The organism is Leifsonia poae (assembly GCF_050632865.1).
Classification (GTDB): Bacteria; Actinomycetota; Actinomycetes; order Actinomycetales; family Microbacteriaceae; genus Leifsonia; species Leifsonia poae_B.
Map to the genome: position 1 here is coordinate 86377 of NZ_JBODSA010000001.1, position 22887 is coordinate 109263.

Consider the following 22887-nt stretch of genomic DNA (forward strand, 5'->3'; position numbering starts at 1 on the left):
AGTGGCGCGTTCCATCTACATCACCTCCGCGGAGGGCCACACGGGAAAGTCGACCGTCGCGCTCGGCGTGCTCGAAGCACTGCGGCACTCGGTCGGGCGGGTCGGCGTGTTCCGGCCGATCGCCCGCTCCACCGAGGAGCGCGACTACGTGCTCGAGCTCCTGCTGCAGCGCACCACCGCCGAGCTGTCGTACGAGGAAGCGCTGGGCGTCTCCTACGAGGACGTCCACGCCGACGCGGATGAGGCGCTTGCCGTGATCGTGCAGCGCTTCCGGGCGGTGGAGGCGCGATGCGACACGGTCGTCATCCTCGGCTCCGACTACACCGACGTCGGCAGCCCCACCGAGCTCGCCTACAACGCCCGCATCGCCGCCAACCTCGGCGCGCCGGTGCTGCTCGTCCTGGGCGGACGCATCGGCCAGGGCTTCGGGGAACGCCTGGGACAGGCCGACCCGCGCTCGCCGGAGGAGCTGCGCCAGCTGGCCGAGCTCGCGGTCGCCGAGCTGCGCGCCGAGCACGCGGGACTGCTCGCCGTCATCGCCAACCGAGCGGACGACACCAAGCTGGATGCGATCGTCGCCGCGGTCGGCTCGGCCGTCGGCGCCGCGGCCGTCGCGGCGGGCACCAGCGACCGGCCGCCGGTGTGGGCCATTCCGGAGGACCCGTTCCTGGTGGCGCCCAGCATCCGCTCGATCATGGAGCAGACCGGAGCGACCCTGCTGTCGGGTGAGGAGGCCCTGCTAGCCCGCGAAGCGCTGGGTGTCGTCGTCGCCGGCATGTCGATGAACAACGTCCTCCCGCGGCTGGTCGACGGCGCCGTCGTGGTCGTGCCGGGGGACCGCACCGAGGTGCTGCTCGCCGTGCTGATGGCCAACGCGTCCGGCACCTTCCCCTCGATCGCCGGCATCGTCCTCAACGGCGGCTTCGACCTCCCGGAGCCCATCGAGCGGCTGCTCGCCGGCCTCCGCTCCCCGCTGCCGATCGTGCGCACCGGCCTCGACACCTACGAGACGATCGTCCGGATCACGCACGCGCGCGGACGGCTGGCCGCCGACTCCCAGCGCAAGTACGACACCGCCCTCGCACTGTTCGAGCGGCACGTGGATGCGGGAGCCCTGCTCGCGCGCCTCGACGTCACGCGCCACGACGTGGTCACTCCGCTCATGTTCGAGTACGACCTCATCGAGCGGGCCCGAGCGGCGAAGAAGCACATCGTGCTGCCGGAGGGCGAGGACGACCGCATCCTGCGGGCCGCCCACACCCTGCTGGCGCGCGGGGTCGCGCGGCTGACGATTTTGGGCGAGCCGTTCGAGGTGCGCTCCCGTGCGATCGAGCTCGGCCTCGACCTGTCGGAGGCCGAGGTGCTGAGCCCGTTCGACGACGTGCTGCGGCTGCGCTTCGCGGACGAGTACGCGCGGCTGCGGGCGCACAAGGGCATCACGGTCGATCAGGCGGCGGACACGGTCACCGACGCCTCCTACTTCGGCACGATCATGGTGCACCTGGGGCTCGCCGACGGGATGGTGTCGGGCGCCGCCCACACCACGGCGCACACGGTCCGGCCGGCGTTCGAGATCATCAAGACCACGCCGGGCGTCTCCGTCGTCTCCAGCGTGTTCCTGATGGCGCTCGCCGACCGCGTCCTGGTCTACGGGGACTGCGCGGTCATCCCGGACCCGACCTCCGAGCAGCTGGCCGACATCGCGATCTCCTCGGCGATGACGGCGGAGCAGTTCGGCATCCAGCCGCGAGTGGCCATGCTGTCCTACTCGACGGGCGACTCGGGAGCGGGCGCCGACGTGGAGAAGGTGCGCGCCGCGACCGAGCTGGTGCGGGAGCGCGCTCCGCAGCTCGCGGTGGCGGGACCGATCCAGTACGACGCCGCGGCGGATGCGGCGGTCGGCGCGGCCAAGATGCCCGGGTCGGAGGTGGCCGGGCGGGCGACGGTGTTCATCTTCCCCGACCTCAACACCGGCAACAACACGTACAAGGCGGTGCAGCGCAGCGCGGGCGCCGTCGCGATCGGCCCGGTGCTGCAGGGCCTGCGCAAGCCGATCAACGACCTCTCGCGCGGCGCGACAGTGGACGACATCGTGAACACGGTGGCCATCACGGCGATCCAGGCGGCGCTGTCATGAGCGCGGTCCTGGTCGTCAACAGCGGCTCGTCGTCGTTCAAGTACCAGCTGATCGACAGCGAGACGGAGCAGTCGCTCGCGTCCGGGCTGGTGGAGCGGATCGGCGAGCCGAACGGACGGATGACCCACCGCGGCCCCGACGGCACGACCGAGCGCGAGCTCGAGATCCCCGATCACACGGCGGGCTTCCGCGCGATGCTCGACGCGTTCGAAGCCGAGGGTCCGAGCCTGGACGACAACCCGCTGGACGCGGTCGGTCACCGGGTGGTGCACGGCGGCAAGCGGTTCTTCGAGCCGACCATCGTGACCCCTCTGGTCGAGATCAACATCGAGGATCTGTCGGACCTGGCGCCGCTGCACAACCCGGCCAACCTGCAGGGCATCCGCGCCGCGAAGAAGGCCTTTCCCGACGTGCCTCACGTCGCGGTGTTCGACACCGCCTTCCACCAGACCCTGGAGCCCGCCGCGTACACCTACGCGATCGACGCGGACCTCGCAGAGCGGCACCGCGTGCGCCGATACGGGTTCCACGGCACGTCGCACAAGTACGTGTCCGAGACGGCCGCGGCGTTCCTCGACCGCCCGCTCGGCGAGCTCAAGCAGATCGTGCTGCACCTCGGCAACGGCGCGTCCGCGTGCGCCATCGACGGCGGCCGGTCGGTCGAGACGTCGATGGGGATGACCCCGCTCGAGGGTCTGGTCATGGGCACGCGGTCGGGCGACCTCGACCCCGCCGTCCTCATCCACCTCGCCCGGCGCGCGCACCTGTCGACCGACGACCTCGACGAACTGCTCAACCGCCGCAGCGGCCTGCTCGGGCTCTCCGGCCGCGGCGACATGCGGGATGTCCGAACGGCGGCGAACGGCGGCGACGAGCAGGCGCGGCTCGCCCTCGACGTCACCGTGCACCGGCTGAAGCACTACCTGGGCGCCTACACCGCCCTGCTCGGCGGCTTGGATGTGCTCGTCTTCACCGCTGGTGTCGGCGAGAACGACGCCGCGCTCCGGGCGGAGGTGCTGTCCGGGCTGGAGGTGCTGGGCATCCGGCTCGACCCGGAGCGCAACGCCGCCCGATCGCGCGAGGCCCGGGTGATCTCGAGCGACGACTCCGCAGTGACGGTGCTCGTCGTCCCGACCGACGAGGAGCTGGAGATCTCGCGGCAGTCGCTGGAGGCTGTCCGGGAGTCCACGGGGGCTGACGGGAGACGGCCATGCGGCGACGACGCGGCGACGGCATGCGGCACGGGATGCCGCTTCTGCCCGTGCGCGGTGTCCGACGCCGCATCATCGCCGCCGCCGCCGCGCTGCTCGTCGGCGTCACGGCGCTCGCAGGCTGTGCCCCGGTCGAAGGCGGGGGAGGAGCGCGCTTCGTGACGCCGCCCCTGGTCCGCTACAGCGCGGTGCTCTGGCCGGTCCCGCTGCAGCTGGTCGGGGCGGAGCCGGGTGCGCGCCTCCGGTTCACCGCACAGCTGACGACGTCCCACGGCTCCTGGACCTCGGCGGCGACCTACACGATCCCCGCGTCCGGCACGCTCGACCTGGCGCGCGCACGGCCGCAGCTGGCCCCGTTCACCGAGCCCGACTCGGCCGGGCTGTTCTGGTCGCTGCGCGGACCGCGTCTCGGCGACGACGCGGCCGTCCGGCAGTGGATGCGCGACACCATCCACGTCACCGTCCGGGCCGCGGACGGCGATCGGGTGGTCGCGTCCCGCCGCTTCGAGCTGTCCGGCCTCGCCGCCGGGCTCCCCGAGCGGACCCTGTACACGCGCGACCTGCGCGCCGCGATCGACGCGCGCGTGCCGCGCGAGACCCACGAGGACGTGCCGCTCGGCACGTTCTTCAGCGCCGCCACGCTGGAGCATCCGCGCGCTCCGGCCGTCGTGATGTTCGACGACCCGACCCCCGGCGCGTCGGCCGCGTACACCGCTCCGCTGATCGCCCAGTTCGGCGCGTCGGTGGTGAGCATCCCCATCTCCGCCTCGTCGGACGGTGTGCGATCGACCGGCATCGTCTCGGACACCACGGTCCAGGCCGTGCTCGACTGGCTGGCGCAGCGTCCCGATATCGTCCACGACCAGGTGTTCGTCTACGGCACAGGAGCATCGGAGCAGCTGGCCGTGTGGGCGGCCACCCGGTTCCCGGGCCGGGTGCGCGGACTGTTCGTCGCGGGCGGCGCCGCGGCGCTGCTCTGCCTCTCGCCGGCGCAGGTCGCCCCGGCGTTCGACGACTCGACCGGACTGCCGTGCCTGGGCTCCCCGGCCACCGTCGTGAGCTCGGCCATCCCGTCCATCGGCAACATCAACGGACCGATCGTCGTCGGGTGCGGAAAGCAGGATGCCGTGCTCCCGAACGCCTGCGACTGGCAGCGCGCGCTCGTGGCGACCCGGCTCTCCACCTTCGGCGTGCAGACCGTCTACGCCGAGGGTGCCGGCCATTCGGTGTCGGTGCCGCCCGGGCTGCCGATCGGCCTCCCCGAGGCGGGAGGCCAACCGACCGAGAAGGCGCGGGTCGCCTTCTGGAACGCCGTCGGCCGGGCGCTGCTCCGGGCGGTGCTGGGATGACCCGCTCGTGTCTGCTGCGCCGGCTCGCCGCCGTTGCGGTGGTCGCCGCCCTCGCCGTCGCGACCTCCGCGTGCAGCGCCGGAACGCAAGGCGGACCGCGGATCGTCTTCAGCAGCTTCGGGGACGCGGTCACACAACCGGTCGGGGTGCAGCTCGCCGGGCTCGAGCCTGGGCATCCGGCCGTCGTCGACGTCCGGGTAGCCACGAGCGGCGGCGCATTCACCTCGCGAGCGGTGTACTCCGTCCCGCCGGACGGTCGCGTGCGGCTGTGGTCGCAGGAGCCGCTGACCGCGCCGTATCCCCGGGCCGACGGCTCCGGGCTGCTCTGGAGCCTGACGGGACCGTCGTTCAGCCAGCAGCAGCTCGAGGCGCAGTGGGTATACCACGGGGTGGACGCGCGCTTCACCGTGACGCAGGACGGGCGTCCCGTCGTCTCGCGCGTCCTCCACCGGGCGGCGCTCGCCGCGGGGACGAGCGACCGCGACGTGCTCGGCAGCGACCTCATCGGCACCGGCGACCCGGACGCCTCGGGGTTCGCGCCCACCGCCCGCGTAGGCGCTCTGGTCGAGGCCGTCCCGACCCCGGTCGACCTGCGACCGGGCGTCATCCTGGTGGACGGCGACGACGGCGGCGCGTCCGGCGCCTTCGCCGCGCGGCTGATGGCTGCCTCCGGCTTCGCCGTCTTCGTGCTGCCCGCGTTCGTGCCGGAGGGCAGGATCGCCGGGTCGGCCGCCCTCTCGGTCGAGACGTTCGACGCCGCGCTCAGCTGGTTCTCCGAACTGCCGATCGTCGACGAGGACCGCATCTTCGTCTACGGCACCGGACGCGCGTCCTCGCTCGCGCTGTGGTTCGCCTCGAATGAGCCGGGCCGCATCCACGGGGCCTTCGCCGCGAGCGGGGCGACGGCGCTGCAGTGCACCTCGGATGCCGGGAGCCCGCTCCTCATCGAGCACGGGATCCCGCTCCCGTGCGCCAACCCCGAGCGGACCATCGCCGGGACCGACATCCTGCCGCTGCAGCGCATCCCAGGTCCGCTCGTGCTCGCCTGCGGCACGGCCGACCGGCTGCTGCCGACGGCGTGCGACTGGCAGCGGGCCGGCGAAGAGGCGCGCGGGCAGAAGGACGGCGATGCGTTCCTCTACCTCGACGGCGCGGGGCACGACATCACGACACCGCCCGTGCTGCCGATCGGGCTGAGCGACCTGCCTCCGGCGACCGCGCAGGCGACGGAGGAGGCCCGGACGTCGTTCTGGGCGCTCGTGCTCGCCAAGCTGGAGGGGTCGGTGCGGCCGTGATCCGGGTGGGAGGGGTCGGCCGGATCGCGGCGGCCGTCGCGGTGCTCGGCGTCGCGCTCGCGGCTTTGACGGGATGCGGGCCCGCACCCGGCGCCGCCGGCCCGCGTTTCGAGGTCAACGAGGATCCCAGCGGAGTGTGGCAGCCCATCCACCTGCGGCTCGTGTCGCTCCCTCCCGGCGGGTTCGTGACGGTGAGCGCGAGCACCCTCAACGGTGCCCGGTGGAGCTCGCAGGCGATCTACGCCGTCCCGGCCTCCGGGGTGGTCGACCTCGACCGGGACGCGCCGATCGAGGCCCCGTGGCACGGTGCGGACGGCATGGGGCTGTTCTGGTCCCTGGCCGCCGCATCGGGAGCCGCGGCGACCTCCCCGCAGCAGTGGGGAGGGGCGAGCATGTCGATCGACCTCGACGCGGCCATCGGAGGGCGCCGCGTGGCGGATCGGCGCCTGCAGCGCGTCGGACTGTCCTCGGTGGCGCCCTCTCGGGCGGTCTTCGACGACGGTATCCTGGGCGACTTCATCCAACCGGCGACCAGCGCGGCCGCCCCTCGCCCTGGCGTGCTGGTGCTGGACGGGACGGATCCGGGCGCGCCGACCGGGGTCCTGTCGGCCTCCGTGCTGGCGGCGATGGGATACCCGGCGCTGGCCCTGTCCACCTACGGCTCCGCGGGCGAGCAACTGGATCCGGTGCGGACGCTGCCCGCCGAGCGCGTGGTCGCCGCGCTGAACTGGCTGCGCTCGCAGCCCGGGGTGGATCCCCGGCGCGTGTTCGTGTTCGGCACGTCGCGCGGGGCTCAGCTCGCGCTGTGGACGGCGGTCGCGCATCCCGAGCTCGTCTACGGCGCGATCGCGCCGGCGGGGACGACCGGCCTCGTCTGCCCGTCCCCGGTGCCCGGACCCGCCGTGACCGTCGGGGGAGCGTGGGTGCCGTGCCTGAGCGGGACGCACCAGGTGACGCGTGCCGCCGTCCTGAGCCTCGACCGCATCCCCGGCCCTGTCGTCCTCGGCTGCGCCGGGCAGGACGAACAGCTCGACAACGCGTGCCGGTGGATGGACGAAGCCGCCCGGGTGCGACCGGCGCGTGGCGGCGACGCGTACGTCCGCGCGCCCGACGCGACGCACCTCTTCTACGTGCCTCCGTACACGCCGCTGTACCTTCCGCCGCCGCCCGCCGCACAGGCGACCGAGCGCGCCCGCGTCGCGCTCTGGTCCGCGATCGCGCGGGCGCTGAACGTGCGCGGGCAGTGAGGGGCCGGTTCCCACCGGAATGTCGGCGGCGGTGAGTACCATGTTCAAGTGGTAACCGCCCTGTATCGCCGCTATCGGCCCGACACCTTCGCCGAGATGATCGGCCAGTCCCAGGTGACCGATCCGCTGATGACGGCGCTCCGCACCAACCGGGTCAACCACGCCTACCTCTTCTCCGGTCCCCGCGGCTGCGGCAAGACCACGTCGGCCCGCATCCTCGCCCGCTGCCTCAACTGCGCCGAAGGCCCCACCGACACCCCGTGCGGAAAGTGCGCGAGCTGCATCGAGCTGAGCCGCGACGGCGGAGGCTCGCTCGACGTCGTCGAGATCGACGCGGCCAGCCACAACGGCGTCGACGACGCCCGCGACATCCGCGAGCGCGCGATCTTCGCGCCGGCCCGCGACCGCTACAAGATCTTCATCCTCGACGAGGCGCACATGGTGACGCCGCAGGGCTTCAACGCGCTGCTCAAGATCGTGGAGGAGCCGCCGGAGCACGTGAAGTTCATCTTCGCGACGACCGAGCCCGAGAAGGTCATCGGCACCATCCGCTCCCGCACGCACCACTACCCGTTCCGGCTCGTGCCGCCGGCGCAGATGCTCGAGTACGTGCAGAGCCTGTGCGACAGCGAGGGCATGACGGTCGCGCCCGGCGTGCTGCCGCTGGTCGTGCGCGCGGGCGGCGGCTCGCCGCGCGACACCCTGTCCCTGCTCGACCAGCTGATGGCCGGGTCCGAGGGCAGCGCGATCGAGTACGAGCGTGCGGTCGCCCTCCTCGGCTACACGCATGCGGCGCTCCTCGACGACGTGATCGACGCGATCGCGGCACGGGATGCGGCGGGCGCCTTCGCGGCGGTCGACCGCGTCGTGCAGACGGGTCAGGATCCGCGCCGGTTCGTCGAAGACCTGCTGGAGCGGCTGCGCGACCTCATCGTCGTCGCGGCGACCAGCGTCGAGGGCGCGGCCGCTGTGCTCCGCGGCGTGCCGCAGGACGAGCTCGACCGCATGGGCGTACAGGCGATGAAGTTCGGCGCCGCAGAGCTCAGCCGGTCGGCCGACATCGTCAACGCCGCCCTCACCGAGATGACCGGCGCGACCTCGCCGCGCCTTCACCTCGAACTGATGATCGCGCGCGTGCTCGTACCGTCGAGCGACGAGAGCGAGCGCGGCGCGCTGGCTCGCGTCGAGCGGCTGGAGCGTCGGGTCGGCGTGAGCGATGCCGTGTCAGCGGATGCGGCGCGGGGGAGTGAGGCTGCTGCGACGCCTGCGCGCGGTGCTGCGCCTGCGCCGGCTCCCACTGTGTCTGCGCCTGCTGCTGCACCCGCTCCGCGTGTATCCGCCCCGGTCACCGAGGCGCCCGCCGCTCCCGCCGCGCCGGAGGCTTCGGTCGCTGCGGAGACCGCTGCGCCCGAGCCCGCGTCCGCCGACGTCCCCGCAACGACCGCGCCCGCTGCGGCCGCCGCGCCGGCGCCCGTCGGTCCGGTCACCACGCAGCAGGTGAAGGACTCCTGGCCCCAGATCCTCGAGGCGGTCCAGCGCGCCAAGCGCAGCGCGTGGATGGTCGTCTTCACCGCGCAGGTCCGCGCCCTCAACGGCGACGTCCTCACGCTGTCGTTCCCGAGCGACAACGACGTCCAGAGCTTCCGCCAGCCCGACGTCGGCGGCGCCCTGGGCGTCAGCGAGTACCTGCGCCAGGCGATCGTCGACGTGCTCGGCATCCGCGTGAAGTTCATCGCCCGCGCCGACTCGGCGTCCGGCTCCGGCGGCTCTCCGCGCCCGTCCGCCGGCGCGCCGGCCGCCCCGGCGGCCGAGACCTGGCCCGGGTCCGACCCTGCCGACGCGCCCTCCGCTCCTACGGGTGGCGGCGCTCGCGCCGCGGCCGCCGCGCCCGCGCCGTCGGCCTCCCGCGCCGACGCCGCACCTTCCCCCGCGTCGGCCAGCGGCCCCGCCGCGTCGGCACCCGCCGCGTCGGCTTCCGGCGCGCGCGACGCCGCCTCCGCTCCCACCGCGTCGGGTTCCGCCGTGCGCGCCGAGGCCCCCACCTCATCCACCACCTCCACTCCGGCCGCTCACGCCGCCACGGTCACCGAGTGGGCGACGGTTGCCATCCCGTCGGCGTCCGCACCCGACGACACCGCGACCGCCACCCTCTCGACGACCGCCGCCGTGGCGACCCTGGAGCGCCCCGTAGCAGCTCCGGCCGCTCCCGCTGCGCGCCCCGTCTCCGAGTCCGCACCGGACGAGCCGCCCTACGACGACGTCCCTCCGCCCGAGACCGAGCCGCCGTTCGAACCTCCGGTCCCGGAGGAGCCCACGGGCGACTGGGCGGCCGAACCCAGCGCCACCGCGACGTCCGCCCCTTCACAGGCGGCTCCCACGCCCGAGCCCGCCCGTGCCGCGCGCACGTCCGCAGCACCCGCCGCGGGCGCCCGCACGCCGACCTTCCAGCAGCCGCAGCGCTACGGGGAGGCCGTGGTCCGCGAGATCCTGGGCGCCACCTTCATCGAGGAGCAGCCCGCACCTCCGACCCCGGGGATGAGGTAGCCGGTGTACGAAGGCATCGTCCAGGAGCTGATCGACGAGCTCGGTCGGCTGCCGGGCATCGGCCCGAAGTCCGCTCAGCGCATCGCATTCCACATCCTGCAGACCGAGACGTTCGACGTCACCCGGCTCGCCGAGGTCCTGCTCGAGGTCCGTGACAAGGTCCGCTTCTGCGAAATCTGCGGCAACGTGTCCGAAGAGGCCACCTGCTCCATCTGCCGCGATCCGCGCCGCACGCCGACGCTGATCTGCGTCGTCGAAGAGGCGAAGGACGTCGTCGCGATCGAGCGCACGCGCGAGTTCCGCGGCCTGTACCACGTGCTCGGCGGCGCGATCAGCCCGATCGACGGCGTCGGCCCCGACGACCTGCGCATCCGCCAGCTCATGCAGCGCCTCGCCGACGGCACCGTGCAGGAGGTCATCCTCGCGACGGACCCCAACCTCGAGGGCGAGGCGACCGCGACCTACCTGAGCCGCCTTCTCACGACGCTCGACATCCGCGTCACCCGGCTCGCCTCCGGCCTGCCGGTCGGCGGTGACCTCGAGTACGCCGACGAGGTCACCCTGGGCCGCGCCTTCGAGGGCCGCCGCCAGGTCTCCTGAACCCCGTTATCCACCGGTTCGTCACATGAAGGAACCGCCATATCCCGGCCGGTAGGATGGGAAGCCCGTGAAGTTCAGGAGAGTCCGTGGCCCTCATCGTCCAGAAGTTCGGCGGTTCGTCCGTCGCGACAGCTGAGAGCATCAAGCGCGTCGCGAAGCGCATCGTCGAGACGCGCAAGGCTGGCAATGAGGTCGTCGTCGCCGTCTCGGCCATGGGCGACACCACCGACGAGCTGATCGACCTGGCGCACGAGGTCACCCCCATCCCGGAGCCGCGCGAGCTCGACATGCTGCTCACCGCGGGCGAGCGCATCTCGATGGCGCTGCTCGCGATGGCGATCAAGAGCATGGGGTACGACGCCCGCTCCTTCACCGGCAGCCAGGCGGGCATGATCACCGACGCGCAGCACGGCTCCGCGCGGATCGTGGATGTGACCCCCGGCCGCATCCAGGACGCCCTGGACGAAGGCGCGATCGCCATCGTCGCCGGGTTCCAGGGGTTCAGCCGCGAGTCCCGCGACATCACGACCCTCGGCCGCGGCGGCTCCGACACCACCGCCGTCGCCCTCGCCGCCGCCCTCAGTGCCGAGGTCTGCGAGATCTACACCGACGTCGACGGCGTCTTCACGTCCGACCCGCGCCAGGTGCCGCTCGCCCGCAAGATCGACCGCATCACCAGCGAGGAGATGCTGGAGCTCGCCGCCGCCGGCGCGAAGGTCCTGCACATCCGCGCCGTCGAATACGCCCGCCGTCACAACGTGACGCTGCACGTGCGCTCGTCGTTCTCGAACAAAGAGGGCACGTACGTCCTCAACGAAGCAGCGGCGGCCGAGGCCGCCAAGAAGGATGGAACCGTGGAAGAGCCCATCATCTCCGGCGTCGCCACCGACCTGAGCGAGGCCAAGATCACCGTCGTCGGCGTGCCCGACGTGCCGGGCAAGGCCGCGCAGATCTTCAAGATCGTCGCGAAGGCCAACGCCAACGTCGACATGATCGTGCAGAACGTGTCCGCCGCGGCCACCAGCCTCACCGACATCTCCTTCACCCTGCCGAAGTCGGAGGGCCAGCGCGTGCTGACCGCCCTCACCGCCGAGAAGGACGAGGTCGGCTACCAGTCGCTGCAGTACGACGACCAGATCGGCAAGCTCGCCCTCGTCGGCGCCGGGATGCGCACTAATTCGGGCGTCTCCGCGAAGCTCTTCGAGGCGCTGTACGACGCGGGCATCAACATCGAGATGATCTCCACCAGCGAGATCCGCATCTCGGTCGTCACCCGCGCCGACACCGTGGCCGAGGCCGCGCGCGTCGTCCACACCGCCTTCGGCCTGGACGGCGACGAGAAGGCCATCGTTTACGCCGGCACCGGCCGCTAGTCCTCACCCGGGAATGCCGCGGCGATGACCGCGGTTCCCCTCCACAACGACCCGAAGGGGCTGACATGAGCGAGATCACCGATTTCGACAGCAACGGATTCGACGTCGCCGTCGTCGGCGCGACCGGCCAGGTCGGCGCCGTCATGCGCCGGCTGCTCGAGGAGCGCGACTTCCCGGTGAAGAGCATCCGCTTCTTCGCGTCCTCCCGCTCGGCGGGCACCACTCTGCCGTTCAAGGGCCAGGAGATCACCGTCGAGGACGTGGCGACCGCCGACGTCTCCGGTATCGACATCGCCCTGTTCTCGGCCGGCGCCACCGGCTCGAAGGCGCACGCCCCGCGGTTCGCCGAGGCCGGCGCGATCGTGATCGACAACTCGAGCGGCTGGCGCATGGACCCGGACGTCCCGCTCGTCGTCTCCGAGGTCAACCCCGACGCCATCGCCGAGGCGCGCAAGGGCATCATCGCCAACCCGAACTGCACCACGATGGCCGCCATGCCGGTCCTCAAGCCGCTGCACGAGGAGGCCGGGCTGACCCGCCTCGTCGTCAGCACCTACCAGGCGGTGTCCGGTTCCGGACTCGCCGGCGCGGAGGAGCTGGCCGAGCAGGCCCGCGCCGCCGTCGCGGACGAGCGCCTGCTCGACCTCGTGCACGACGGCTCCGCCGTGACGCTGCCCGAGCCCGTCAAGTACGTGCGTCCCATCGCGTTCGACGTGATCCCGCTCGCCGGGTCGATCGTCGACGACGGCCTCAACGAGACGGACGAGGAGAAGAAGCTCCGCAACGAGTCCCGCAAGATCCTCGGCCTGCCGGAGCTGCTGGTCAGCGGCACCTGCGTGCGCGTTCCCGTCTTCACCGGCCACTCGCTCTCCATCAACGCCGAGTTCGCGAACCCGATCAGCCCCGAGCGCGTCGCCGAACTCCTCGCGGACGCCCCCGGCGTGCAGCTGACCGACGTGCCGACGCCGCTCCAGGCGGCCGGCGCCGACCCCAGCTTCGTCGGCCGCATCCGCGCCGACGAGGGCGCCCCGGCGGGCCGCGGCATCGCGCTGTTCGTCAGCAACGACAACCTGCGCAAGGGCGCGGCGCTCAACGCGGTGCAGATCGCCGAGCTGGTCGCCGAGCGCCTGGCGAATCCGATCACCGCCTGATATCTCGATATCGAGAGATCCACCCCTCCTCACGGCGGGGCGTGGGCCGTGCCCGGCATAGGATTGTCGGGTGAGCAATTCTCCCATCGACGTCGTCCTCATCGGCGGCGGCATCATGAGTGCCACGCTGGGGGCCATGATCCAGCGCGTGCAGCCCGACTGGAGCATCCGGATCTACGAGCGCCTGGGCGAAGTGGCCCAGGAGTCGTCGAACCCGTGGAACAACGCCGGCACCGGCCACGCGGCCCTCTGCGAGCTGAACTACATGCCCGAGGCGTCCGACGGCACGGTCGACCCGGCGAAGGCCATCAGCATCAACGAGCAGTTCCAGCTCAGCCGCCAGTTCTGGGCGAGCCTCGTCGCTGCGGGCGACCTGCCCGAGCCGAACACGTTCATCAACTCCACCCCGCACATGACGTTCGTGAAGGGGCGCGACAACGTCCGCTACCTCCGCAAGCGTTACGAAGCGCTCAAGGACGAGCCGCTGTTCGCCGGCATGGAGTACTCCGAAGACCCCGCCGTCATCGGCGAGTGGACGCCGCTGCTCACCAAGAGGCGCAGCGCCAAGCAGCGCATCGCCGCGACCCGGCAGACCTCCGGCACTGACGTCGATTTCGGCGCCCTCACCCGCGCGCTGTTCGACAACCTGGTCGAGAACGGCGCCACCCTCGCGCTCAACCACAGCGTCCGGAGCATCAAGCGCACGAAGGACGGGCTCTGGCGGCTGAAGGTCCGTCACGAGGTCGGTCACACCACGCACATCACCGACGCGCGCTTCGTCTTCGTCGGCGCGGGCGGCGGCGCGCTGCACCTGCTGCAGAAGTCGGGCATCCCCGAGATCAAGGGCTTCGGCGGGTTCCCGATCTCGGGCCAGTTCCTGCGCACCACCGACCCGAAGATCGTCGCCCAGCACCAGGCGAAGGTGTACGGCAAGGCGGCCGTCGGCGCCCCGCCGATGTCGGTCCCGCACCTCGACACCCGCGTGGTCGACGGCCAGGCGTCGCTGCTGTTCGGCCCGTACGCGGGCTTCAGCCCGAAGTTCCTGAAGACCGGCTCGTGGTTCGACCTGCCCGGCTCCATCCGCGCCGGCAACCTCGGCCCGATGCTCGCGGTCGCGCGCGACAACTTTGACCTCATCAAGTACCTGGTCGGCGAACTGCTCGCCAACCGTGCGAAGAAGATGAAGGCGCTGCAGGAGTTCATGCCCACCGCGAAGTCGGAGGACTGGGAGCTCATCACGGCAGGCCAGCGCGTCCAGGTGATGAAGAAGGACCCGAAGAAGGGCGGCGTGCTCCAGTTCGGCACGGAGGTCGTCGCGGCAGAGGACGGCTCGATCGCCGGCCTGCTCGGCGCGTCCCCGGGCGCATCCACCGCGGTCCCGATCATGGTCGACCTGCTGAAGCACTGCTTCCCGGACCACTTCGCCCAGTGGCTGCCGACGATCAAGGAACTCATCCCGACGGTCGGAACGACGCTGAACGACAAGCCGGCGGAGGCGCAGCGCGTGCTCGCGGCCACGGCGGAGACCCTGCACCTGCAGCAGTAGAGGCTGGACAGCGGCGTGGACGACCTGTTATGGTCGTCCACGCTATGAAGTGAGAACCTCCTGACGTCCCGCGCCTGAGGCGCCGTCGATGTGAGTGAGGACCCTTTCGGCCGATGCGCTGCCCGGTCAGGCACCTGGGCGCTCCGGCGCCGCTCACGACGGAGATCGCCCGGCGGGAACCCGCTCCCTGTGGAGCGCCCGGAAGGACGGTTCCCCATGCCAACACTCACTCTCGCACCCCTGCGCGCCGACGGCGTCTCGGTCGTCTACGGCGATCGCCGCGTCCTCACCGACGTCTCCCTCACGGTCGCGCCCGGCCAGCGGCTGGGCCTGATCGGGGAGAACGGCGCGGGCAAGTCCACGCTCCTCCGCGTCCTCTCCGGGCACGAGACGCCGGACTCCGGCGTCATCTCCCGGCCACCGCGCACCGCTCTGCTGTGGCAGGAGGTGCGGTTTCAGCCGGGCGAGACGCTGTCGGCCCTGATCGAGCACGCCCTCGCCGATGTGCGGGCCATCGAGCGCGAACTGCAGGCCGCGGCTGAGGCTCTGGGTTCCGACGACGCCGCGGCCTCGGCGCGGTACGACGACGCGCTCGCGGCTGCCGAGCGGGCGGAGGTCTGGAGCGTCGATGCCCGCCGCGACGAACTCCTGGCGGGGCTCGGTGTGGGCGACATCCCGCTGGCCCGGCGCGTGAGCGAGGTGTCCGGAGGTCAGCGGTCGCGGTTCGCCCTCGCTGCGCTCCTGCTCGGCCGGCCCGACGTGCTGCTGCTCGACGAGCCCACCAACCACCTGGATGATGAGGCGGCGGCGTTCCTCGAGCGGCAGCTCAGCGGATGGCACGGTCCTGTCGTGTTCGCGAGCCACGACCGTGCGTTCCTGGATGCGGTGGCGACCAGCCTCCTCGACTTGGACCCGTCGCGCTCCGGCACGACGGTGTTCGGCGGCGGCTACAGCGCGTACCTCGCCGAGAAGGCGGCGGAGCGCGCGCGCTGGGAGAAGCAGTTCTCGGACGAGCAGCACGAACTCAAGGAGCTGAAGCACGCGGTCGATGTGACGGCACGCTCCATCGCCTGGTCGGGCAAGGTCCGTGACAACGACAAGTTCGTCAAGTCGGTGAAGGGGAACGCCCTCGACCGTCAGATCAGCCGCCGCATCCGCAACGCGGAGGGGCGGCTGGAGACGCTGCAGGAGTCCCAGGTGCGCAAGCCGCCGGCGCCGCTCAGCTTCGCGGGGATCCCGACCGGGTTCCAGGCGCTGGGCGAGGATGCAGGCGTGCTCGTTCAGGTCCGCGACGTGCGCGTCGCCGGTCGCCTTCATCTCGACGAGTTCGTCGTTCCGGGGAATGCACGCATCCTGGTGACCGGGGCGAACGGTGCCGGCAAATCGACGCTGCTGTCCCTCCTCGCGGGGCGGCTCGAGCCGTCAGCCGGGGACGTCACCCGGCGGCGGGGCCTCCGGGTCGGTCTCCTGGAGCAGGATGTGCGGTTCGCCGATCCGACGACGTCGCCTCGGCGGCTCTACGAAGCGGTGGTGGGAGAGCGTCGGGCGGAGGCGGTGCCGCTCAGCTCGCTCGGGCTGATCGCGCCGCGCGACCTCGACCGGCCTGTCGGTGCGCTGTCCGTCGGGCAGCAGCGCCGGCTCGCGCTCGCTCTCATCGTGGCGCGTCCGCCCCACCTGTTCCTGCTGGACGAGCCGACGAACCACCTGTCGCTCGCGCTCGCCACCGAGTTGGAGGAGGCGCTGGGCGCCTACCCCGGCGCGGTCGTGGTAGCCAGCCACGATCGGTGGCTGCGCTCCGGCTGGACAGGGAGGACGGTCAACCTTGCTTAACCTTCGAACGTATGTTCGAATAGAACCATGCGTTGGAGTGGTCAGGAGCTGTCGGTCGATGAGCCGTCGGCGCTGCCCGGGCTCGCCCGGCTGAACAATCTCGTGCGCTCGGTGCGCACGCCCGACTTCGCCGGCATCACGTTCCACGAGGTGCTGGCGAAGTCGGCGCTCAACCGCATCCCGGGCGGGGAGGGCCGATGCCGTTCGGATGGACCATCAACCCGTATCGCGGCTGCTCCCATGCGTGCGTCTACTGCTTCGCGCGGCCGACGCACACCTACCTCGACCTCGACTCGGGCAAAGACTTCGACAACGAGATCATCGTCAAGGTCAACGTCGCCGAGGTGCTGCGCAAAGAGCTCGCCAAGCCGAGCTGGGGGCATCATCCCGTGGCGCTCGGCACGAACACCGATCCGTACCAGCGGGCGGAGGGGCGTTATTCGCTGATGCCCGGGATCATCGACGCGCTGGCTGACTCGGGGACGCCGTTCAGCATCCTGACCAAGGGATCGCTGTTGCGGCGCGACCTCGACCGGCTGGCCGACGCCGCCAAGCGGGTCCCGGTCGACCTCGCGATGTCGATCGCCGTCTATGACGACGAGCTGCAGCAGTCGATCGAGCCGGGAACGCCGACGACCAAGGCTCGGCTCGCGACCGTCACGGCGGTCCGGGAGCATGGACTCGACTGCTCGGTGTTCCTCATGCCGATCATCCCGTACCTCACCGACACCCGTGCCCATCTCGACGACGCGCTGCGGCAGGCTAAGGAGGCCGGAGCGACATCCGTGCTCTACTCGGCGCTGCACCTGAAGCCCGGGGTCAAGGAGTGGTTCTACCTCTGGCTCGGGCAGGAGCATCCCGAACTGCTTCCGCGCTACCGGCAGATGTACGGGCGCGGCACGTACGCACCCCAGGAGTACCGGCGCTGGCTGGCGGGACGCATCAAGCCGCTCATCCGGTCGCACGGTCTGCAGCGGGGAGAGGAAGACCCGCTGACCGGTGGCGTGCGGTCGACGGCGCTCGGGATGCTGCGCGACGACGAAGGGGAGCGTCGCACGGTGGGTTCGGCCGTGCGTGCAGCAGCGGGGGCGACGGGGGAGACGGAGGCGCCGGACGCGGCGGCCGTCGTCAGCGCGTCATTGACGGGATTGGGGATGCAGCCGACGCTGTTCTGATCGCCGAGACAGGTGGGCGGCTCGTCTGGAGCTTGCCCGGAGTTCGCCCGGGGTACACACGACCCCCAATCGGGGTACGAGCCGGGGTACACAGCCGTCCGAGGTGGTGCCATAATCCGGGAGGGACCGAGAACGGCTCGGCCCGGAAGGGACGGGACGAAGGTGTCGCTCGGTCTGCCCAGCCATCTGGCGCGACCCGCGAACTCCCGTGCCCTCGCGGCGGGCGCCCGCTGGGCCGGCCTGGTGTGCCTGGCCGCAGCGGGGGTCAACGTCGCGATGTCGACGGCGGGCACCGACTCGGCGATCTCGTGGATCAGCGTGACCGTGCTCGTGCCGATGGTCGCCCTCCTCATCGTGCTCGCCCGCGGCAGGACGGTAGCGCTCACCCTCGCCTACCTTTTGGTCGGGACGGTGTGCACCTACTTCTACGTGGTCGCCCTGTTCACCGGCACTCCCTCATACCGCGATACCAACCTCTTCGTCGTCGCCCTCCCCGTCGTCGCCATGACGCTGGTGGGCGGCACGGGCACCGGGGCGCTCGCCGGTATCCTCTGGGCGACGCTGGGCTTTGCGCTCGCCGAGGCGGCGGTGATCCTCGGCGCCGCCACCACCGGGCGCGCCTATGTCCCCGACGCCATCTCCCTGGGCGCCTATCTGCTCCTGGTCGGCGTCCTCGCCTTCGACGGCCTCACCCGGGGAACGCGGTCGGGCGCGCAGTCCGCGCTGCACCGGGCGGTGCGCGACGCCCGACTCGTCGACCACCGCCGTGATCTCATGGTGGCTGCCACGGCCGAAGTGCACGACACCGTGCTGAGCGAGCTGTTGGCTGTGGCCGCATCCACTCCCGGTCCGCTGGACCCGAGGCTCGCCCGGCGGATCGAGGACGACCTTCGCGGGCTCAGCGGTCCGATGGCCGGCGGCGAGCAGCAGCCCCGCAGCGCCGCCGCGCAGCAGACGGTCGACGGGACGGAGCTGCCCGACCCCTGGTACGACAGCGAACTGCACCGCGCGATCGAGGCCGCTCGTGACGAAGGCCTCACCGTCGACATCTCGGGCGAGCGCGCGCCGTTCGTCGCACTCGACGAGCACATCCGCCACGCCGTCGGCCTCGCCGTGCGCCAGTGCCTGGTCAACGTCATCCGCCACTCCGGCAGCCCGAGCGCCGAGGTCGCGCTCAGCGCAGGGACGGGCTCCGTCTCGGTCATGGTGGTGGACGGAGGAAGCGGCTTCCCCGCCAGCGGCCCAGCGGCCGACCGGCTCGGTCTCCGGCAGTCGGTGGAGGACCGCATCGCCCGGATCGGCGGCAGCGTCGACATCTACTCGACCCCCGATGTCGGGACGACGGTCATCCTCACCGTGCCGGCCGCAGCAGGGACGGGGTCGGGATTCGACGGGGGCCGCACCGCATGACCGCTCTCAGCACGCGCAGCATCGTCGGCGCGCGATCGGTCGCCGTCGAGCGCACCCCGCAGCGCCTCGACCCGCTCGGCGCGCAGTCCGCGTGGCTGCTGATCCCGCTGCTCGGGGCCGTCGCCGTCGGGTACGCGGTGTTCTCGTCCATCCGGCACGCGGGGCAGTTCCGAGACCTGGGCCTGGACATCCTCGCGATCGGCGTGCTGCTGATCGCCGTGATCGTCGCCTCCATCCGCTCCCATCCCGGCTTCGCGCCGTTCGGGCGCTGGTCGCACTTCTCGATCATCGCGGTCGTCCTGACGGCGGCCTGCCTGTCCACGGCGTCGCTCTGGGGCCACAACCAGCGCATCCAGGACGACTGGGGCCAGATCGCGGTCGCCCTGCTGCTCGTCGCGATGCCGTTGTACCGGCCGATCGGAGAGGTGGCGGGCTCGGCCGTCGTGTCCGCGGTCGTCCTCGGCGGACTGGCCGCTGCTCAGCACTCGCTCGTCATCAGCAACTCGCCGCTCGTCTATGCGACGGTCGCGGCGACGCCCATCCTCGCCCTCGCGGCGGGCGGTGCCGGTTACGCATGGACCATGACGGGGGAGACGCTGCGCTGGCGCGAGCTGGCGCGCGAAGGGCAGGCCCGGCTCGACGGCGAGCTCCGCCAGGCGGCCGACCGGATGATCGCGCAGGAGCGCATGACCGCCCTGAACGCCGAGGCCGTCCCCTTCCTCACCGACCTGCTCCGTCGCAAGGAGATCGCCCCGGCCGACGTCGAGCGCGCCCGGGTCCTCGCCGACCACATCCGCGGGATGTCGGTGCGCGCCGTCGGCCGCACCTGGCTGGCCGACACCCTCAGCCTCGCGCTCGGCCCGCGGCTCGCCGCGAGCGGCCGCGCACGCGACGGGCACCCGACGGCCGCCGAGCGCGTCGACGATCCGGACCGGCTGGAGCGCGTGCTCACCTCCGACCAGCGCGCCATCGTCGGTGCCCTGATCGCGACGGTCTCAGGTCTCCCCGGCCTGGACCCGGACAGCTTGCGCATCTCGGCGAGCACCCCCGACCGGTCGACCTTCCTGCTGAGCGCGCAGGTCGACGAACCGCGGGCCGAGCTGCGCCGCGAGCTCCTGCCGTTCGTCAGCGCACTCAACGCCACCGCCATGGATGCGACGATGAGGATCCGCGGCGCGGAGCTGAAGGTCCGCTTCGCCTCGCCCGCCGGGTTCCCTTACTCTGATGGGAGACGACGATGACACATCTCCATCCCGACCCCCATGCCACCGGCGCCGCGCGCGACGTGGAGCCGCCCATCCGGCTCGCCATCCTCGACGACCACGAGCTGCTGCTCGACAGCCTGGCCACCTGGATCGAGAAGAACGCGCCCGAGTTCGACCTCGTCGTGCGCGCGAGCAGCTGGCTCGAGCTGGTGCACAGCGACGCGTTCCCCACCGATCTCGTGATCATGGACCTGCAGTTGAAGGAGTCGGTCTCGATCGGAGCGCGCGTCCGCACATGCCGCGCGGCGGGGGCCAAGGTCGTCGTCCTGAGCGCCGTCGACACCCCGGAGGACCGGGACGCGGCACTCGCCGCGGGAGCGGTCGCGTACGTCACGAAGTCGCAGCCGATGACCGAGCTGCTGGCCGCGGCGCTCTCGGCGGCCGGCCGTGGAGTCGGCCGCGCGGCGACGACGCAACAGCCGGCGTGGCGGCCGAAGCCGCTCATCCCGGAGTCCGCCCGCCCGCGCCTGAGCGACGGCGAGCGGCAGGCTCTGGTGCTCTACGCGGACGGACGCACCACCTCCGAGGTCGCCCGCGCCATGAACGTGCAGTACGAGACGGCGAAGACCTACCTGCGGCGGGTGCGTGAGAAGTACGGCAAGGCCGGCCGGCCGACGAGCTCGCGCGCCGACCTCATCCGTCGCGCCGCGGAGGACGGCTACCTCACCTGACCGGTGTATGACCGGTTCTCCAGCCGGTCACCCATAGGATCGGTGCGTGGCAAAACTGTATTTCCGCTACGGCGCGATGAACAGCGGCAAGAGCACGGCCATGCTCCAGGCCGCCTACAACTACGAGGAGCGCGGCCACCGTGTGCTGCTGGCCAAGCCGTCCATCGACACGAAGGGCGACCTCGGCATCCTGTCGCGCCTCGGCGTCACGCGGGAGGTCGACTTCCTCATCACCCCCGAGACCGACGCCTACGGCTCCTTCCAGCGGCACCGCGAGCGCACGATCAAGCGCTTCGACACCGATGTCAGCGCGCTGCTCGTGGACGAGGCGCAGTTCCTCACCGAGGCCCAGGTCGACGACTTGCTGCGCATCGCGCTGCTCGACGGCATCCCGGTGCTGGCCTACGGCATCCGCACCGACTTCCAGACGGTCGCGTTCCCCGGCAGCCGCCGCCTGCTCGAGGTCGCGCACAGCCTGGAGGAGCTGAAGACCATCTGCCGCTGCGGCCGCAAGGCGATCTTCAACGCGCGCAAGATCGACGGCGTCTTCGTCTTCGACGGCGACCAGGTCGCGATCGACGGAGCGTCCGTGTCCTACGAGTCCTTGTGCGGCAACTGTTATCTTCAGGAGAGCCGCGGCGTCCTCAACAACGGCCGCCGGCACTGGCCCGTGGATGCGGTGCCTGCGTACGTCGACGAGCCGGACCCGGATTTCACCTGAGCCGGTCCGTCACCCGAAGCCCCTTTCCCCGAAAGAGATGGGACAGATGAGAATTTCCGTGATCGGCTGCGGCTACCTCGGCGCGGTGCACGCCGCGTCCATGGCGCACCTGGGCCACGACGTGGTCGGTATCGACGTGGACGAGGCGAAGATCGACTCCCTGTCGGCCGGCCGCGCGCCGTTCTTCGAGCCGGGGCTGCCCGAGGTGCTGGAGTCGGCCGGGGCGTCCGGGCGGCTGCGCTTCACCACCGACTTCGCCGCGGCGGCGGACGCCGACGTGCACTTCGTCGCCGTGGGCACGCCGCAGGTCGCCGACGGGGATGCCGCCGACATGCGCTTCGTCGACGCCGCCTTCTCGTCGCTCCTGGAGCACGTCAAGGACGGCGACCTGATCGTCGGCAAGAGCACGGTCCCGGTCGGGACGGCCGCACGGCTGGCCGCCCTCGTGGCCGAGCGCCAGCCGGGCGCGACGCTCGCCTGGAACCCCGAGTTCCTGCGCGAGGGCTTCGCCGTGAAGGACACCGTCAGCCCAGACCGCCTCGTCTACGGCGTCCCCGAGGGCGAGGCCGGAGAACGCGCCGCGCGCCTCCTGGACGAGGTGTACGCGTCCGCCGTCGCCACAGGCACCCCGGTCATCGTCACCGACTACGCGACCGCCGAGCTGGTCAAGGTGTCGGCCAACGCGTTCCTCGCCACGAAGATCTCCTTCATCAACGCCATGGCCGAGATCGCGGAGGTGACCGGCGCGGACGTGACCAAGCTCGCCGACGCGATCGGCCACGACGCCCGCATCGGCCGACGCTTCCTCAACGCGGGTGTCGGCTTCGGCGGCGGCTGCCTCCCCAAGGACATCCGTGCCTTCAGCGCCCGTGCGCGTGAACTCGGACGCGGCGAGGCGGTGCAGTTCCTCGATGAGGTCGACAAGATCAACCTCCGGCGACGCACGCGCGTCGTCGAGATGGTCCGCGAGGAGGCCGGCGGCCTTGCCGGGGTACGCGTCGGCGTCCTCGGGCTGGCCTTCAAGCCGCACTCCGACGACATCCGCGACTCGCCGGCGCTCGAGATCGCCATGCGGCTGGCCGATGCCGGTGCGATCGTGACGGCGACCGATCCGCAGGCCGTCGAGAATGCGAAACGACGGGCGCCGCAGCTGCGGTTCGCCGACAGCGCTGAGGACGCGGTCCGGGATGCGGACATCGTGCTCCTCATCACCGAGTGGCCCGAGTTCACCGGGCTGGACCCCGCCGCGCTCGGCGAGTCGGTGAGCGGCCGGACCGTCATCGACGGCCGCAACGCGCTCGATCCCACTGTCTGGCGCGAGGCGGGTTGGACATATCGGGGGCTCGGCCGCTGATCGCGGGC

At 71.7% G+C, this 22887-nt stretch carries 15 protein-coding genes and 2 pseudogenes; all 17 read left to right on the forward strand.

Features of this window, described 5'->3' with window-relative positions; all coding sequences use genetic code 11:
• The first annotated feature begins 1 nt into the window (after position 1).
• The 17 genes and pseudogenes from pta (at position 2) to ACRAWB_RS00520 (ending at position 22879) form a co-directional block, all read left to right on the forward strand.
• Positions 2–2137, forward strand: coding sequence for a phosphate acetyltransferase (gene pta / locus ACRAWB_RS00440; protein WP_431351562.1), 2136 nt, complete (start codon positions 2–4; stop codon positions 2135–2137).
• A pseudogene (locus tag ACRAWB_RS00445) lies at positions 2134–3315 on the forward strand (acetate/propionate family kinase); the annotation flags it as partial. The gene pta and the pseudogene ACRAWB_RS00445, both read left to right, overlap by 4 nt.
• A 191-nt stretch (positions 3316–3506) precedes the next feature.
• Positions 3507–4697, forward strand: a complete 1191-nt coding sequence (locus ACRAWB_RS00450) for an acyl-CoA thioesterase/BAAT N-terminal domain-containing protein (RefSeq protein WP_431351563.1) — start codon at positions 3507–3509, stop codon at positions 4695–4697.
• Complete coding sequence (locus tag ACRAWB_RS00455; RefSeq protein WP_431351564.1) at positions 4694–5992, forward strand: acyl-CoA thioesterase/BAAT N-terminal domain-containing protein; 1299 nt, start codon at positions 4694–4696, stop codon at positions 5990–5992. The genes ACRAWB_RS00450 and ACRAWB_RS00455 overlap by 4 nt, the downstream gene beginning before the upstream one ends.
• Positions 5989–7239, forward strand: coding sequence for an acyl-CoA thioesterase/BAAT N-terminal domain-containing protein (locus tag ACRAWB_RS00460; protein ID WP_431351565.1), 1251 nt, complete (start codon positions 5989–5991; stop codon positions 7237–7239). Before ACRAWB_RS00455 ends, ACRAWB_RS00460 begins: the two co-directional genes overlap by 4 nt.
• A 48-nt stretch (positions 7240–7287) precedes the next feature.
• Entirely contained in the window at positions 7288–9783 is a 2496-nt protein-coding gene (locus ACRAWB_RS00465; RefSeq protein ID WP_431351566.1) for a DNA polymerase III subunit gamma and tau, read from the forward strand.
• Between the two features lie 3 nt (positions 9784–9786).
• Entirely contained in the window at positions 9787–10383 is a 597-nt protein-coding gene (gene recR, locus ACRAWB_RS00470; protein ID WP_363807488.1) for a recombination mediator RecR, read from the forward strand.
• An 86-nt stretch (positions 10384–10469) separates the two neighbouring features.
• The gene (locus tag ACRAWB_RS00475; protein ID WP_431351567.1) at positions 10470–11756 is read left to right on the forward strand and encodes an aspartate kinase; all 1287 of its coding nucleotides are present in this window, start codon (positions 10470–10472) and stop codon (positions 11754–11756) included.
• A 65-nt stretch (positions 11757–11821) separates the two neighbouring features.
• Positions 11822–12907, forward strand: a complete 1086-nt coding sequence (locus ACRAWB_RS00480) for an aspartate-semialdehyde dehydrogenase (RefSeq protein WP_431351568.1) — start codon at positions 11822–11824, stop codon at positions 12905–12907.
• Between the two features lie 70 nt (positions 12908–12977).
• Positions 12978–14453 (forward strand): malate:quinone oxidoreductase, encoded by a 1476-nt coding sequence (locus tag ACRAWB_RS00485; protein ID WP_431351569.1) that lies wholly within the window; start codon positions 12978–12980, stop codon positions 14451–14453.
• 216 nt (positions 14454–14669) lie between these two features.
• Complete coding sequence (locus tag ACRAWB_RS00490) at positions 14670–16283, forward strand: ABC-F family ATP-binding cassette domain-containing protein (RefSeq protein WP_431351570.1); 1614 nt, start codon at positions 14670–14672, stop codon at positions 16281–16283.
• 27 nt (positions 16284–16310) lie between these two features.
• Positions 16311–17458 (forward strand): annotated as a pseudogene (locus tag ACRAWB_RS00495) (Rv2578c family radical SAM protein).
• Positions 17459–17620: 162 nt separating this feature from the next.
• Positions 17621–18868: a sensor histidine kinase gene (locus tag ACRAWB_RS00500; protein WP_431351571.1), complete on the forward strand. Its 1248-nt coding sequence runs from the start codon at positions 17621–17623 to the stop codon at positions 18866–18868.
• Positions 18865–20109, forward strand: a complete 1245-nt coding sequence (locus tag ACRAWB_RS00505; protein ID WP_431351572.1) for a hypothetical protein — start codon at positions 18865–18867, stop codon at positions 20107–20109. Before ACRAWB_RS00500 ends, ACRAWB_RS00505 begins: the two co-directional genes overlap by 4 nt.
• A complete protein-coding gene (locus ACRAWB_RS00510) occupies positions 20106–20804 on the forward strand; it encodes a response regulator transcription factor (protein WP_431351573.1) in 699 nt (232 codons plus the stop codon). The genes ACRAWB_RS00505 and ACRAWB_RS00510 overlap by 4 nt, the downstream gene beginning before the upstream one ends.
• Before the next feature lie 46 nt (positions 20805–20850).
• Positions 20851–21525, forward strand: a complete 675-nt coding sequence (locus ACRAWB_RS00515) for a thymidine kinase (RefSeq protein WP_431351574.1) — start codon at positions 20851–20853, stop codon at positions 21523–21525.
• 46 nt (positions 21526–21571) lie between these two features.
• Positions 21572–22879, forward strand: coding sequence for a UDP-glucose dehydrogenase family protein (locus tag ACRAWB_RS00520; RefSeq protein ID WP_431351575.1), 1308 nt, complete (start codon positions 21572–21574; stop codon positions 22877–22879).
• Positions 22880–22887 lie beyond the last annotated feature (8 nt).

Coding starts and splice junctions, on each gene's coding strand:
- ACRAWB_RS00455 (WP_431351564.1), top strand. CDS start 4,694: ATGACCCGCTCGTGTCTGCTGCGCCGGCTCGCCGCCGTTGCGGTGGTC.
- ACRAWB_RS00480 (WP_431351568.1), top strand. CDS start 11,822: ATGAGCGAGATCACCGATTTCGACAGCAACGGATTCGACGTCGCCGTC.
- ACRAWB_RS00490 (WP_431351570.1), top strand. CDS start 14,670: ATGCCAACACTCACTCTCGCACCCCTGCGCGCCGACGGCGTCTCGGTC.
- ACRAWB_RS00505 (WP_431351572.1), top strand. CDS start 18,865: ATGACCGCTCTCAGCACGCGCAGCATCGTCGGCGCGCGATCGGTCGCC.
- ACRAWB_RS00510 (WP_431351573.1), top strand. CDS start 20,106: ATGACACATCTCCATCCCGACCCCCATGCCACCGGCGCCGCGCGCGAC.
- ACRAWB_RS00520 (WP_431351575.1), top strand. CDS start 21,572: ATGAGAATTTCCGTGATCGGCTGCGGCTACCTCGGCGCGGTGCACGCC.